A 12,637-nucleotide genomic window follows, 5' to 3' on the forward strand; every position below is an offset into this window, starting at 1 on the left:
GGGTGCGGGGATAGCGGTATGCGGTCGGCGCTGTCGACACGGTCTCAGCCGCGCAGCCAGACCGCCGTGTCCTTCGGCAGTCGCCCCTGTGGGTCCAGGGGACCGCTGCCGAGCAGGAGTCGGGAGTGGACGGGGAGGTCGGCGGGGGCGTCGGCGAGGTTCACGACGCACAGCAGCCGCCCCTCCTGCCCGGTCCGGGCGAAGGCGAGTACGCCTTCGGGCGTGGGCAGCCAGGTGAGCGGGCCGTCGCCGAACTCCGGCCTGATCGTCACGGCCGCGCGGTAGAGGGAGAGCATCGAGCCGGGGTCGGCGGCCTGGAGGTCGGCGGCGTACGCGGACCAGCCGCTCGGCTGGGGCAGCCAGGGCTCGCCGCCGAAGCCCGCGTACGGCGCGTCGGCCGCCCACGGGAGCGGGACCCGGCAGCCGTCCCGGCCCGGGTCGGTGCCGCCGGAGCGGAAGTGCATCGGGTCCTGGATGCGGTCGCGGGGTATCTCGGCCTCGGGCAGGCCCAGTTCCTCGCCCTGGTAGAGGTAGACGGCGCCGGGCAGGGCGAGGGAGAGCAGGGCCCCGGCGCGGGCCCGGCGGGTGCCGAGAGCGAGGTCGGTCGGGGTGCCGAAGGCCTTCGTGGCGAAGTCGAAGCCGGTGTCGGCGCGGCCGTAGCGGGTGACCGTACGGGTCACGTCGTGGTTGCACAGCACCCAGGTGGCGGGCGCGCCGACCGGGGCGTGTTCGGCGAGGGTCTCGTCGATGGACGTCCGCAGGCGTGCCGCGTCCCAGGGGCAGGACAGGAAGGAGAAGTTGAAAGCGGTGTGCAGCTCGTCGGGGCGCAGATAACGGGCGAAGCGCTCGGTGTCGGGGAGCCAGACCTCGCCGACGAAGATGCCGTCGTAGGCGTCGGCGACGGTGCGCCAGGAGCGGTAGATGTCGTGGAGTTCGTCGCGGTCGACGTACGGATGCGGGTCGCGGCCCTCGACGAAGTCGGGGAGATCCGGGTCCTTGGCGAGCAGGGCGGCCGAGTCGATGCGGACGCCCGACACGCCGCGCTCGAACCAGAACCGCAGGATCTCCTCGTGTTCCTGGCGGACGGCGGGGTGCGCCCAGTTGAGGTCGGGCTGCTCGGGGGTGAACAGGTGGAGGTACCAGGTGCCGTCGGGCAGCCGGGTCCAGACGGGCTCGGCGGAGCCTGCGAACTGGGACGGCCAGTCGTTGGGCGGGAGTTCACCGTGTTCGCCGCGTCCGGGACGGAAGTGGAAGAGTTCGCGTTCGGGCCCTCCGGCCAAAGCGGCCCGGAACCAGGGGTGCTGGTCGGAGACGTGGTTGGGCACGATGTCGACGAGGGTGCGGATGCCCAGCTCCTTCGCCTCGGCGATGAGCTTCTCCGCCTCGGCGAGCGTCCCGAAGGCCGGGTCGATGACCCGGTAGTCGGCGACGTCGTAGCCGCCGTCCTTCATCGGGGACAGGTACCAGGGGTTGAACCACAGGGCGTCCACACCGAGTTCGGCGAGATACGGGAGTCTGGCGCGGACGCCCGCGAGGTCGCCGGTGCCGTCGCCGTCGCCGTCCGCGAAGCTGCGGACGTACACCTGGTAGATGACGGCGGAGCGCCACCAGTTCTGGGCATGGGTGGGCTGTCCCACGGTGCCTGCCTTTCTGTTGCGGGGTCGGTGTCAGCCCTTCGTGCTGCCGGCGCTGATCCCGGCGATGATGTGCCGCTGGAACACCAGGAACATCAGGACCATGGGGATACTGGCGATCACCATCGCGGCGATGAGCACGGTCAGCTGGATGTTCTGCGACAGCTGGACGAGGGCCACGCTGATCGGCTGCTTGTCGGTGTCGGAGAAGACCATCAACGGCCAGAGGAAGTCCTGCCAGACGGCGACCAGGGCGAAGATCGACACGACGCCCAGGACGGGGCGGGACATGGGGAGCACGATGGACCAGAGGGTGCGCAGCCGTCCGGCGCCGTCGATCTCGGCGGCCTCCAGGGCATCGCGCGGGATCTGGTCGAAGAAGCGCTTGAGGAGATAGAGGTTGAAGGCGTTGGCCACGGCGGGCAGCCAGATGCCGAGCGGGTCGTTGAGCAGGCTGGTGTGGATCAGCGGGAGGTCGGCGACGGTCAGGTACTTCGGCACGACCAGCGCCTGCGCCGGGACCATCAGGGTGGCGAGGATGCCGCCGAGAAACACCTTGCCGAACGCCGGCTTCAGCTTGGAGAGGGCGTACGCGGCGGCCGTGCAGAAGACGAGCTGGAGCAGCCAGGCGCCGGCGGCCTGCACCACCGTGTTCCACAGGTGGGTGGGCAGGTCCATCAGGTCCCAGGCGTCGGTGTAGCCGCTGAGGTGCCATGCCTTGGGCACGAGGGTCGGCGGGGTCCGTGTCACCTCGTCCGGGGACTTCATCGCGCCGGTCACCATCCAGTAGACCGGGAAGAGGAAGGCGAGCGCGAAGAGCAGGACGACGGCCGTGAAGACGGTCCAGTAGAGGGCCTTGCCGCGGGGGCGGGCGAGGGTGAACGGGGAGACCAGGGTGCGGGTGCCGCTGCTCATGCGTACTCCTCCCCCGACGAGCGGGTCAGCCGCAGATAGACCGCGGAGAACAGGCCGAGCAGCACGAGGAGCATGACGCTCAGCGCGCACGCGCCGCCGAAGTCGTTGTAGAGGAACGCGTACTTGTAGATGAGGTAGAGGACGGTGACCGTGGCGTTCTCGGGGCCGCCGCCGGTGATGACGAACGGTTCGGTGAAGACCTGCATCGTGGCGATGATCTGAAGCAGCATCAGCATGAGGACGATGAACCGGGTCTGCGGGATCGTCACGTGCCGGATGCGCTGGAGGATGTTCGCGCCGTCCAGTTCCGCCGCCTCGTACAGCTCCCCCGGGATGCCCTGGAGCGCGGCCAGGTAGATCAGGACCGTGCCGCCCATGTTGGCCCAGGTCGCCACGACGACCAGGGAGACGAGCGCGGTGTCGGCGCCGTTGGACCAGTTCGAGGTGGGCAGGTGCAGAAAGCGCAGCGCCTCGTTGGCGAGGCCCGCTCCGGGATCGTAGAACCACTTCCACAGCAGGGCGCTGACCACCGGCGGGATCATCACCGGGAGGTACACCACGACCCTGAAGAAGGCCTTCGCGTGCCGGAGTTCGTTGAGGACCAGGGCCATCACGAACGGGACGGCGAAGCCGATGAGCAGGGCGAGGAGCGTGAAGGTGAACGTGTTGCGCCAGGCCGCGGTGAACTCCGGGTCGTGGAAGACACGGGTGAAGTTGGCGGTGCCGACCCACTGGGGCGATGAGCCCGGCGTGTACTTCTGGAAGGCGATCACGACCGCGCGGATCGCGGGGTACCAGGAGAACAGCGCGAAGCAGAGCAGGCCGCCGACGAGGAAGGCGTACGCGCGGGACTGGTCGGCCAGGCGCCGGCGCCACGGGCCCCTCGCCCGGCGCCCGGCCGACCGCGGTACCTCCGGCGCGCCGACGGCGGCCGGAGGGAGCACCACGGGCTTCGATGCGGTCTTCATATGCCTGGTCAGCCCCGGGCCAGGATGGAGTCGATCTTCCCTGAGGCGTCCTTCAGGAGCTGGTCGATGTTCGCGTCCTTCTTGGTGAGGACCGCGGAGACGGCTCCGTCGAGGACCGAGTAGATCTGCTGGGCCTGGGGCGGCTCGATCTTCATCTGCAGGCTCTGGTTGCCGTCCAGGAAGGCCTGGTAGTTCTCCACGGGCACATTGGCGTTGGCCTTCTTGACCTGCTGGTCCTTTGCGTCGGCGGCGCCGGTGAACAGCCGCGGCTCGGGCAGGCCGACAGGGGCGTTGTTCTGCTTGGCGCGGGCGTAGTCGCCGAGGAAGCCCTTTCCGGGGGTGAGGAACATGTGGTCGAGCCACTTCAGGCCGGCCTTGATCTGCTCGGGGCTGTCCTTCTTGTTGAACATGTAGCCGTCGCCGCCGATGAGTGTGCCCTTGCCGCCGGGCATGGGCGCGAGGGCGAGGTCGTCGTAGCTGCCGCCCTTCTCCTTGACGAGGATCGGGATGTTGTCGGGCGCGGAGAGGTACATGCCGAGCTTGCCGGAGCCCATCAGCTGCTGGACGTCGTTGATGACGAGGAGCTGCTTGCTGCCCATGGAGTTGTCGCTCCAGCGCATGTCGTGCAGGTTCTGCAGGACCGCCTTGCCCTCCGGGGTGTCGACACTGGCCTTCTTGCCGTCCGGCGTGACGACGTCACCGCCCTGCGAGTACATCTCGGCGGTGAAGTGCCAGCCGCCCTGGTTCTGGGCGCTGTAGTCGGCGTAGCCGACGGTGCCGCCGCCGAGCGCGGCTATCTTCTTGGCGTCCGCGCGCACTTCTTCCCAGGTCGCCGGGGGCTTGTCGGGGTCGAGACCGGCCTTCTGGAAAAGCTGGCGGTTGTAGATGAGTCCCATCGAGTAGCCGGTGCGCGGCACTCCGTAGATCTTGCCGTCGACGGTGTAGATGTCGCGCAGTTGCTGCTGGATGGTGCCGTAGCTCTTGAGGTCCTTGACGTACGACGTGATGTCGGCGGCCTGGTTGACGTCGACGACGTGCTTGGAGTCGGTGAAGTACGTGTAGAAGACGTCCTCCATCTGACCGCCGGCGAGCTTGGCGTCGAACGTCTTGGGGTCCTGACAGGGGAACGCGTCGTGCGCGACGACGTCGATGTCCGGGTTCTGCTTCTCGAACGCCTTGATGTCGGCCTCGAAGAACGAGCGGTCGACCTTGGCGCTCTTCGGAGGCATGCAGTTGACCGTGATGCGGGTCTTGCCACCCGCGGAGCCGTCGTCGCTGCCACCGCAGGCGGTGGCGGTGAGCGCGAGGGCGGACGCCGTGAGCACGACGAAGGTACGGCGGAACCCGGTACTTCTCATCGGTGGACCCCTTTGGGCAGGAGCGAGGAAGGCCCACGGGGGCGCACCACCTTGAGCTGGCGCACCGCCGTGTGCTGGCGCCGCACACTCAAGCACCGGCGACAAGGGTCCGCAAGATGTCGCGCAGAATCTGGAATTATTTGACAGTGGAGTGGATCTCAGGGGCGGGGCGCTTGCGCGGTGGACCCCCGGACCACCAACTCCGGTTCGAACAAGAGCTCTTCGGCGGTGACGCTGCTCCCGCCGATCTGGGCGTTGAGCAGTTCGACGGCCGCCCGGCCCATCGACTCGATGGGCTGGCGGACGGTGGTCAGGGGCGGCTCGGTGCAGTTCATCAGCGCGGAGTCGTCGTAGCCGACGACGGACACCTGTGCGGGCACGCCGAGTCCCTTGCGGCGGGCGGCACGTACGACACCGAGGGCGAGCGGGTCGCTGGCGCAGATGAAACCGGTGACCCCGCGGTCGATGAGCCGGGCCGCCGCCGCGTGGCCGCCCTCGATCGAGAACATGGCCCGCGCGATGTGCGCGTCGGGCAGCTCGGGGGCGAGCGCACGGGCCGCCGCCAGCTTCCGCGCCGAGGGCATGTGGTCGGCGGGCCCGAGGACCAGACCGATGCGCTCGTGACCGAGCGAGACGAGGTGGCGCCAGGCCTGCTCGACCGCCACGGCGTCGTCGCAGGAGACGCCCGGGAAGCCGAGGTGCTCGATGGCCGCGTTGACCAGCACCACCGGGATGTTGCGGTCCGCGAGCTGCCGGTAGTGCTCGTGCGGCGCGTCGGCCTGCGCGTACAGTCCGCCCGCGAACACCACGCCGGAGACCTGCTGTTGGAGCAGCAGCTCCACATAGTCCGCCTCGGAGACGCCGCCCTTGGTCTGGGTGCAGAGCACCGGCGTCAGCCCGAGCTGTGCGAGCGCCCCGCCGATCACTTCGGCGAACGCCGGGAAGATCGGGTTCTGCAGCTCGGGCAGGACGAGCCCCACGAGCCGCGCGCGTTCACCGCGCAGTTGGGTGGGCCGCTCGTAGCCGAGCACGTCCAGCGCCGAGAGCACCGCCTGCCGGGTGGAGTCGGAGACGCCGGGCTTCCCGTTGAGCACCCGGCTGACCGTGGCCTCGCTGACCCCGACCTTTTTCGCCACCTGAGCAAGTCGTCGCGTCATGCGCGCAAGAATAGCGCAAGAAATGCAAGCCGCTTGCGTAACCCTCACTTGGTCCGGTGGGACCCAGGGCCTGTCGTCTGGATCAGGCCTGGGCCGCCCACAGGCCACGGACATGGCCCAGGTGCCGGCTCATCACCCTCCGTACGGCCTCGGGGTCGCGGTCCACGAGGGCGTCCAGGAGTTCGAGGTGCTCCTCGGCGGAGTCCTGGAGGCGGCCCGCCTCGACCAGGGCGTTGAGGCCGTACAGGCGCGAGCGCTTGCGGAGGTCGCCGACGACCTCGACCAGGTGCGCGTTGCCCGCGAGGGCGAGCAGACCGAGGTGGAAGCGGATGTCCGCCTCGACGTAGGCGATGAGGTCACCGGCCGCCGCCGCGGTCACGATCTCCCGGGCGGCCGGGCGCAGCGCCTCCAGGGAGACCGCGTCCGCGGTGGTGGCCAGCTGCACGGTGGTGGGGATCTCGATCAGCGAGCGGATGTGGGTGTACTCGTCGAGCTGCTTCTCGGAGACCGCGGTGACACGGAAACCCTTGTTGGGCACCGTGTCGACGAGGCCCTCCTTGGCGAGGTCGAGCATGGCCTCGCGTACCGGTGTCGCCGAGACGCCGAAGCGGGCGGCGAGCGTCGGCGCGGAGTACACCTCGCCCGCCCGCAGTTCCCCCGCGATCAGCGCGGCCCGCAGGGCGTCGGCGACGCGCTCGCGGTAGCTGCTCTTCTTGCCGCCGAGGACGGGCAGGGCGGCGGGAGCGGCGGAGGGTGCGCTGCTGCGCGTGGCGGGCATGGGTCGACTCCTCGTACGGCAGGGCGGGTTTGTGCAATGTCACGTGACATCAGTATCGCTAGAGCACGAAACCCGCCGGGAAGGGGTCGGTCGGGTCCAGGAGGTACTGGGCGGTGCCGGTGATCCAGGCGCGGCCGGTGAAGCTGGGCAGCACCGCCGGGATTCCGGCGACCTCAGTCGTGCCGAGCAGTCGTCCCGTGAACTGCGTCCCGATGAAGGACTCGTTCACGAACTCCGTGTGCAGGGGGAGTTCACCGCGGGCGTGCAGTTGCGCCATGCGCGCGCTGGTGCCCGTACCGCAGGGCGAGCGGTCGAACCAGCCGGGATGGATCGCCATGGCGTGGCGCGAGTGACGGGCGGTGGCGCCGGGCGCGTACAGGTGGACGTGGTGGCAGCCACGAATGGACGGGTCCTCGGGGTGGACCGGCTCGTCCTCGGCGTTGACGGCCGCCATCAGCGACAGTCCGGCGGCGAGGATCTCCTCCTTTCGCGAGCGGTCGAAGGACAGGCCGAACCGCTCCAGCGGCAGGATGGCGTAGAAGTTGCCGCCGTACGCGAGGTCGTACGTCACCGTCCGGCCGTCGGGCAGGGTGGCCTTGCGGTCGAGGCCCGCCGAGAAGGACGGCACGTTCTGGAGCGTGACCGCGCGGGCGGCGCCGTCCTCGACCGCGACCTCGGCGACGACGAGGCCCGCCGGGGTGTCGAGCCGGATCGTGGTGACCGGCTCGACGACCTCGACCATGCCCGTCTCCACCAGGACGGTCGCCACGCCGATGGTGCCGTGCCCGCACATCGGGAGGTAGCCCGACACCTCGATGTAGAGGACGCCGTAGTCGCAGTCCGGGCGGGTCGGCGGCTGGAGGATGGCGCCGCTCATCGCGGAGTGCCCGCGCGGCTCGTTCATCAGAAGCTGCTTGATGTCGTCGCGGTGCTCGCGGAAGTACAGCCGCCGCTCGTTCATGGTCGCGCCGGGGATGGTCCCGATACCGCCGGTGATCACCCGGGTGGGCATGCCCTCGGTGTGCGAGTCGACGGCGTGCAGGACGAGTTTGCTGCGCATGGGATCTCCGTAACTCCTGCTGTTCGCGGGGGGGGGCGGCCCGATCGAGGAGCGGCGCTCAGACGAGGCCGGCGGCGAGGGCCTTCTCGGTGGCGGCGCGGACCGTGGCCTCCTGCTCGGGCAGCAGCGGGACGCGCGGTGGACGCACCCGCCCGCCGTGTCGGCCCACGACGTCCATGGACAGCTTGATGGCCTGGACGAACTCGACCTGGGAGTCCCAGCGCAGCAGCGGGTGCAGCCGGCGGTAGAGCAGCCGTGCCGTGTCGAGGTCGCCCCCGACGGCCGCGTGGTACAGCTCGACGCTCGCGGCCGGCAGCGCGTTCGGGTAGCCGGCCACCCAGCCCTTGGCACCCGCGACGGCCAGCTCCAGCAGAACGTCGTCGGCGCCGATCAACAGGTCCAGCTCGGGCGCGAGTTCGGCGATCCGGTAGGCGCGGCGGACATCGCCGGAGAACTCCTTGACGCCGTGGATGTACCCCTCCGCGTGCAGCTTCGCGAGCAGCTCGGGCACCAGGTCGACCTTGGTGTCGATGGGGTTGTTGTACGCGACGACCGGGACGCCCGCCTCGGCGACCGCCTCGTAGTGGGCGAGGACGGAACGCTCGTCGGCGCGGTAGGCGTTCGGCGGCAGCAGCATCACGGACCGGCAGCCGGCGTCGCGGGCCTGCTCGGCCCAGCGGCGGGCCTCGGCGGAGCCGTAGGCGGCGACGCCGGGCATCACGCGGGAGCCGCCGATCGCCGACACCGCCGTCTCGACGACCTTCGCGCGCTCCTCGGGCGTGAGCACCTGGTACTCGCCGAGCGAGCCGTTCGGTACGACCCCGTCGCAGCCGTTCTCGACGAGCCAGGCGCAGTGCTGCGCGTAGCGGTCGTAGTCGACGGAGAGGTCGTCGTTCAGCGGGAGCGCGGTGGCGACGAGGACGCCGCGCCAGGGACGGTTCTCGGTGGCGGTCATGAGCGGTTCCCTCTCCGTGGTGTGTGATCCGTGGTGTGTGTTCCGTGGTGCGATCCGTGGTGCGATCCGTGGTGCGATCCGTGGTGTGTGACATTTCACTGACGATCGGTCGCGGTGGGGCGGGGCGGGGTGTACGCAGGTGATCAGCCGTCCTCGGGATCCCCGGCCCTCGCCAGCACCCCGAGCGGTACCGGGCGCGCCAGCAACCGCCGCGCGGGCGTCTGTTCGCATCCGGCGAGTCCGGCGACGGCTGGCTCGCACATCCGGCCCTGGCACCAGCCCATCCCCGCGCGGGTGAGCAGCTTCACGGTCCGTACGTCGCCCGCGCCGAGTCCGTCGACGGCGTTCCTGACCGCGCCTGCGGTGACCTCCTCGCAGCGGCACACGACGGTGTCGTCGGTGACCTGTTCCGTCCAGTGCGCGGGCGGCGCGTAGACGGTGTCGAGCGCGGCGAAGAACTCCCGCGCTCTCCTGCGGGACCTGGCGGCGCGCGCCCACGTGTGCGGGTCGGGCCGCGTCCCCGTCAGCCGGGCCGCGGCCGAGCGTCCCGCGATGTGCCCCTCGGCGAGCGACAGTGCCGCGCCACCGATGCCGGTGGTCTCGCCCGCGGCCCATACGCCGGGCACGTCGGTGCGCTGCTCCTCGTCCACGGCGACGTTCAGGCCGTCGATACGGCAGCCGAGCGACTCGGCGAGGTCGAGGTGCGCCAGCATGCCGTGACCGACGGCGAGCGTGTCGCACGCGATGCGCCGTTCGGTGCCGGGCCCGACCCGTCCGTGGGTGTCGAGCGCGGCGACGGTCACGGCGTCGAGCCGCTGCTCGCCGTGTGCCGCGACGACGGTGTGCCGAGGGAGCAACTTGACGTGGTGCCGCAGGAGTTGGGCGCCGTACCGCACCCCCTCGGCGACCTTCCCGGGCTGTGCGGCCAGTGCCGCGCCTCGCCGCAGGAACGCCTTCGGGTCGGCGGACTCGACGAGGGCGGCGACCTCGACCCCCGCCGCGGCGAGCCCGGTCGCCACGGGCAGCAGCAGGGGCCCGGTCCCCGCCACGACCGCCCGCTGTCCGGGGACGACGAGCCCGCCCTTCAGCATGGCCTGCGCACCACCGGCGGTGACGACCCCGGGGAGGGTCCAGCCCGGGAACGGCAGCACCTTCTCGTACCCACCGGTGGCGAGAAGCACGGCGTCGGCGCGGACGGTGACGGGCTCCTCCTGGAGGGGGCCGAGCAGCGCGTGCACGACAAGTTCCACACGTTCCACAGGGTCCACAGAGTCCACGGGTTCGACGCACCACACGTGATGGTCCGCCAGATGCCTGATCGTGCCCGCCTCGACCCGCGCGGCCAGTGCGTCCTCGATGCGCCGCCAGGTCCGCCACCTGTGGTGCAGCGCCTCCGGGCGCCGGGCCCCGAGTTCCGCCGGGGGCCGCCGGTAGAACTGGCCGCCCACTCCGGCCGCCGAGTCGATCAGCGTGACCCGGACACCGTGCGCCGCGGCGGCCAGGGACGCGGCCAGCCCCGCCGGTCCCGCGCCGATCACCGCGAGGTGCGGTCGCTCAGTCGCCATGGCCGGTCCCCTCCTGCGTACGGATCGTGTCGCCCGCCCGGACCGGCACCAGGCAGGCCCGCTGGTTGGGGCGGTCGTTGACGGTCACCAGGCAGTCGAAGCAGACGCCGATGCCGCAGAAGACGCCGCGCGGGCGGCCCGCGCCGCGGGTGGCGCGCCAGGAGGTGACGCCCGCCGCCCACAGTGCGGCGGCGACGGTCTGCCCGGGCAGGGCCGTGATCGCGCGGCCGTCCAGGGTGACGGTGAACGCGGGGCCCGGCTCGGCCCCGACCAGCTCCAGAGGATTCACCCGGGCTCCTTCGGGAAGCGATCGGGCCGGAACGGCGTGAGGTCCAGGTCGGGCGTCCCGCCCGCGACGGCCTGCGCGATCAGCCGCCCGGTGCCGGTGGCGAGGCCGATTCCCGCGCCCTCGTGCCCGCAGGCGTGGAAGAGCCCCGGCACCCTTGGATCGGGGCCGATCGCGGGCAGGTGGTCGGGCATGTACGGCCGGAAACCCAGGTACGTCCGCAGGGCCCGTACGTCGGCGAGGAACGGGAACAGCCTCGTCGCCCCGGCCGCCAGCGCCCGTACGGCCGGCAGCGAGAACGACCGGTCGAAGCCGACCCGTTCACGACTCGCGCCGATCAGGATCGGCCCCGCCGCGGTGCCCTCCACGACGGGTGAGGTCCCCAGCGCGGCCGAGTCGCTGGCCACGTCGGCGACGTAGTCCGCGGCGTACACCTTGTGCCGCACCCGGCGCGGCAGTGGTTCGGTCACCAGCACGAAGCCGCGTCGGGGCAGCACGGGCAGAAAGACGCCCGCGAGCGCGGCCACTTCGGCGCCCCAGGTGCCGGCCGCGTTGACGACCACCGGGGTGTGGAGGTCACCGCGGTCGGTCCGCACGCCGCGTACCGCCCCGTCCGCCGTGCGCAGCACCTCGGTCACGGTCCGCCCCGTCAGCAGCCGCGCCCCCGAGGCCCGTACGAGATGTGCCGCGGCGAGCGCCGGCATCACCTGGGTGTCCTGGGGGTAGTGCACGGCGCCCGCGAGGCCGGGCGCCAAGTGGGGTTCCAGGATGGGAAGTTGGTCGGCGGCCACCGGCACCGCCTCGACCCCGGCGGCGCGTTGTCCCGCCGCGAAGGTCTCCAGCGCGGTGAGCCCCTCGGGCGTGGCGGCCACGACGACGCCCCCTTTGGCCTCGTACTCGAAGGCCTCGCCCAGCTCCTGCGCGAGGTCGGCCCACAGACGCCCCGACAGCAGGGCGAGGTCGAGTTCGGGCCCGGGTTCCTTGTCGGAGACGAGCAGATTGCCCTCACCCGCGCCGGTGGTCCCGCCGGCCACCGGGCCGCGGTCCACCAGAGCGACGTCGAGGCCCGCCCGGGCCGCGTACAGCGCGCAGGCCGCGCCGACCATTCCGGCTCCGACGACCACGACATCACAGGTCAGCCGCTCGCTCACGGCAGTACTATGTCACATACCTCATCGGCTGGGAACATCGCGAAAAGCCGCCGGACATCGTTGTCCGACGGCGTCACGACATGCTGTGGACGATGCGCTTCAGACGACCCTGAGGTGGCCCGCGCCGCGCCCCGTCCGAACGGGGCGGCCCGGCGTGGCCGGAGTGCGGCGCGCCTCGCGCAGGACCAGGGTCATCCGCGTGTACCCCATGTCCTGAAGGGCCTTGGGGGTCTCGCCGACGATCCGGCAGTCCGTGCGGCCCCAGCGGGGATCGGGGTGCACCAGCGGCCGTACGGCGCCGTCGTGCTCGACGGCGTCCGGGCCGACGGCGCGGATCCAGTGCGGCAGGCCCTGCCGGTAGGCGGCCTCCATGATCGGGTCCTGAGCGATGTCCCGGCGGATCGACTGGAGTCCGCGGTCCTGACCGTGCCGCTCCACCGCCGCGGCGAAGTGGGCCAGCATCGGCAGGCACCAGCTCGACTCGTGCTCGCCGAGGACCGTGGCCGCGTCCGGATGAAACAGGACGAACCGGAGGAAGTTGTCACCCGGCATGGCGGTCGGATGGGGGCCCACGCCGCCGAAAAGTGTCTCGAACGCGGCGTTGGACAACACGACGTCCCAGCGGTGGTCGAAGACGACGGACGGGAACGCGACAGCCTCCAGAAGAGCGGCGTAGTCCTGGAGATACGCCTGAGCCTCGAGACTCTCGGGGACAGGTCGCGGCTGGGACCGCTGCCATCCTGCCTGGTACGCCATCGGGAGGTCACCCCTCTTGCCTCTGCGGCCTTCACGCGGCGCCCCGATCCTGCT

The 12,637-nt window shown here is 71.1% G+C and carries 12 protein-coding genes; all 12 read right to left on the reverse strand.

Annotated features, from left to right (window positions below):
• Window positions 1-44: 44 nt before the first annotated feature.
• The 12 genes from ACZ69M_RS08545 to ACZ69M_RS08600 all read right to left on the reverse strand — a co-directional run bounded on the left by ACZ69M_RS08545 (window position 45) and on the right by ACZ69M_RS08600 (window position 12,583).
• Complete coding sequence (locus tag ACZ69M_RS08545; RefSeq protein WP_470047863.1) at window positions 45-1,637, reverse strand: glycoside hydrolase family 13 protein; 1,593 nt, start codon at window positions 1,635-1,637, stop codon at window positions 45-47.
• A 30-nt stretch (window positions 1,638-1,667) separates the two neighbouring features.
• Window positions 1,668-2,549 carry a carbohydrate ABC transporter permease gene (locus ACZ69M_RS08550; protein WP_470047864.1) on the reverse strand — a complete coding sequence of 294 codons (882 nt, stop codon included), beginning with the start codon at window positions 2,547-2,549 and terminating at the stop codon, window positions 1,668-1,670.
• The gene (locus ACZ69M_RS08555; protein WP_470047866.1) at window positions 2,546-3,517 is read right to left on the reverse strand and encodes a carbohydrate ABC transporter permease; all 972 of its coding nucleotides are present in this window, start codon (window positions 3,515-3,517) and stop codon (window positions 2,546-2,548) included. The genes ACZ69M_RS08550 and ACZ69M_RS08555 overlap by 4 nt, the downstream gene beginning before the upstream one ends.
• 8 nt (window positions 3,518-3,525) lie before the next feature.
• A complete protein-coding gene (locus ACZ69M_RS08560) occupies window positions 3,526-4,875 on the reverse strand; it encodes an extracellular solute-binding protein (RefSeq protein WP_470047868.1) in 1,350 nt (449 codons plus the stop codon).
• 158 nt (window positions 4,876-5,033) lie between these two features.
• Window positions 5,034-6,032 carry a LacI family DNA-binding transcriptional regulator gene (locus ACZ69M_RS08565; protein WP_352047660.1) on the reverse strand — a complete coding sequence of 333 codons (999 nt, stop codon included), beginning with the start codon at window positions 6,030-6,032 and terminating at the stop codon, window positions 5,034-5,036.
• A gap of 82 nt (window positions 6,033-6,114) precedes the next feature.
• Entirely contained in the window at window positions 6,115-6,810 is a 696-nt protein-coding gene (locus ACZ69M_RS08570) for a GntR family transcriptional regulator (RefSeq protein WP_470047870.1), read from the reverse strand.
• A gap of 58 nt (window positions 6,811-6,868) precedes the next feature.
• On the reverse strand, window positions 6,869-7,870 hold the full coding sequence (locus ACZ69M_RS08575) for a proline racemase family protein (protein ID WP_470047872.1): 1,002 nt from the start codon (window positions 7,868-7,870) through the stop codon (window positions 6,869-6,871).
• Window positions 7,871-7,928: 58 nt separating this feature from the next.
• Window positions 7,929-8,825: a dihydrodipicolinate synthase family protein gene (locus tag ACZ69M_RS08580; RefSeq protein WP_470047874.1), complete on the reverse strand. Its 897-nt coding sequence runs from the start codon at window positions 8,823-8,825 to the stop codon at window positions 7,929-7,931.
• Window positions 8,826-8,968: 143 nt separating this feature from the next.
• The gene (locus tag ACZ69M_RS08585; RefSeq protein ID WP_470047876.1) at window positions 8,969-10,390 is read right to left on the reverse strand and encodes an FAD/NAD(P)-dependent oxidoreductase; all 1,422 of its coding nucleotides are present in this window, start codon (window positions 10,388-10,390) and stop codon (window positions 8,969-8,971) included.
• Window positions 10,380-10,679: a (2Fe-2S)-binding protein gene (locus ACZ69M_RS08590; RefSeq protein WP_470047878.1), complete on the reverse strand. Its 300-nt coding sequence runs from the start codon at window positions 10,677-10,679 to the stop codon at window positions 10,380-10,382. Before ACZ69M_RS08590 ends, ACZ69M_RS08585 begins: the two co-directional genes overlap by 11 nt.
• Window positions 10,676-11,827, reverse strand: coding sequence for an NAD(P)/FAD-dependent oxidoreductase (locus ACZ69M_RS08595; protein ID WP_470047879.1), 1,152 nt, complete (start codon window positions 11,825-11,827; stop codon window positions 10,676-10,678). Before ACZ69M_RS08595 ends, ACZ69M_RS08590 begins: the two co-directional genes overlap by 4 nt.
• 99 nt (window positions 11,828-11,926) lie before the next feature.
• Window positions 11,927-12,583 carry an MmyB family transcriptional regulator gene (locus ACZ69M_RS08600; RefSeq protein WP_470047881.1) on the reverse strand — a complete coding sequence of 219 codons (657 nt, stop codon included), beginning with the start codon at window positions 12,581-12,583 and terminating at the stop codon, window positions 11,927-11,929.
• Between the last annotated feature and the right edge of the window lie 54 nt (window positions 12,584-12,637).

The sequence above is a fragment of the Streptomyces sp. NPDC107454 genome (assembly GCF_055582885.1).

Coding starts and splice junctions, on each gene's coding strand:
- ACZ69M_RS08550 (WP_470047864.1), bottom strand. CDS start 2,549: ATGAGCAGCGGCACCCGCACCCTGGTCTCCCCGTTCACCCTCGCCCGC.
- ACZ69M_RS08555 (WP_470047866.1), bottom strand. CDS start 3,517: ATGAAGACCGCATCGAAGCCCGTGGTGCTCCCTCCGGCCGCCGTCGGC.
- ACZ69M_RS08560 (WP_470047868.1), bottom strand. CDS start 4,875: ATGAGAAGTACCGGGTTCCGCCGTACCTTCGTCGTGCTCACGGCGTCC.
- ACZ69M_RS08565 (WP_352047660.1), bottom strand. CDS start 6,032: ATGACGCGACGACTTGCTCAGGTGGCGAAAAAGGTCGGGGTCAGCGAG.
- ACZ69M_RS08570 (WP_470047870.1), bottom strand. CDS start 6,810: ATGCCCGCCACGCGCAGCAGCGCACCCTCCGCCGCTCCCGCCGCCCTG.
- ACZ69M_RS08575 (WP_470047872.1), bottom strand. CDS start 7,870: ATGCGCAGCAAACTCGTCCTGCACGCCGTCGACTCGCACACCGAGGGC.
- ACZ69M_RS08580 (WP_470047874.1), bottom strand. CDS start 8,825: ATGACCGCCACCGAGAACCGTCCCTGGCGCGGCGTCCTCGTCGCCACC.
- ACZ69M_RS08585 (WP_470047876.1), bottom strand. CDS start 10,390: ATGGCGACTGAGCGACCGCACCTCGCGGTGATCGGCGCGGGACCGGCG.
- ACZ69M_RS08600 (WP_470047881.1), bottom strand. CDS start 12,583: ATGGCGTACCAGGCAGGATGGCAGCGGTCCCAGCCGCGACCTGTCCCC.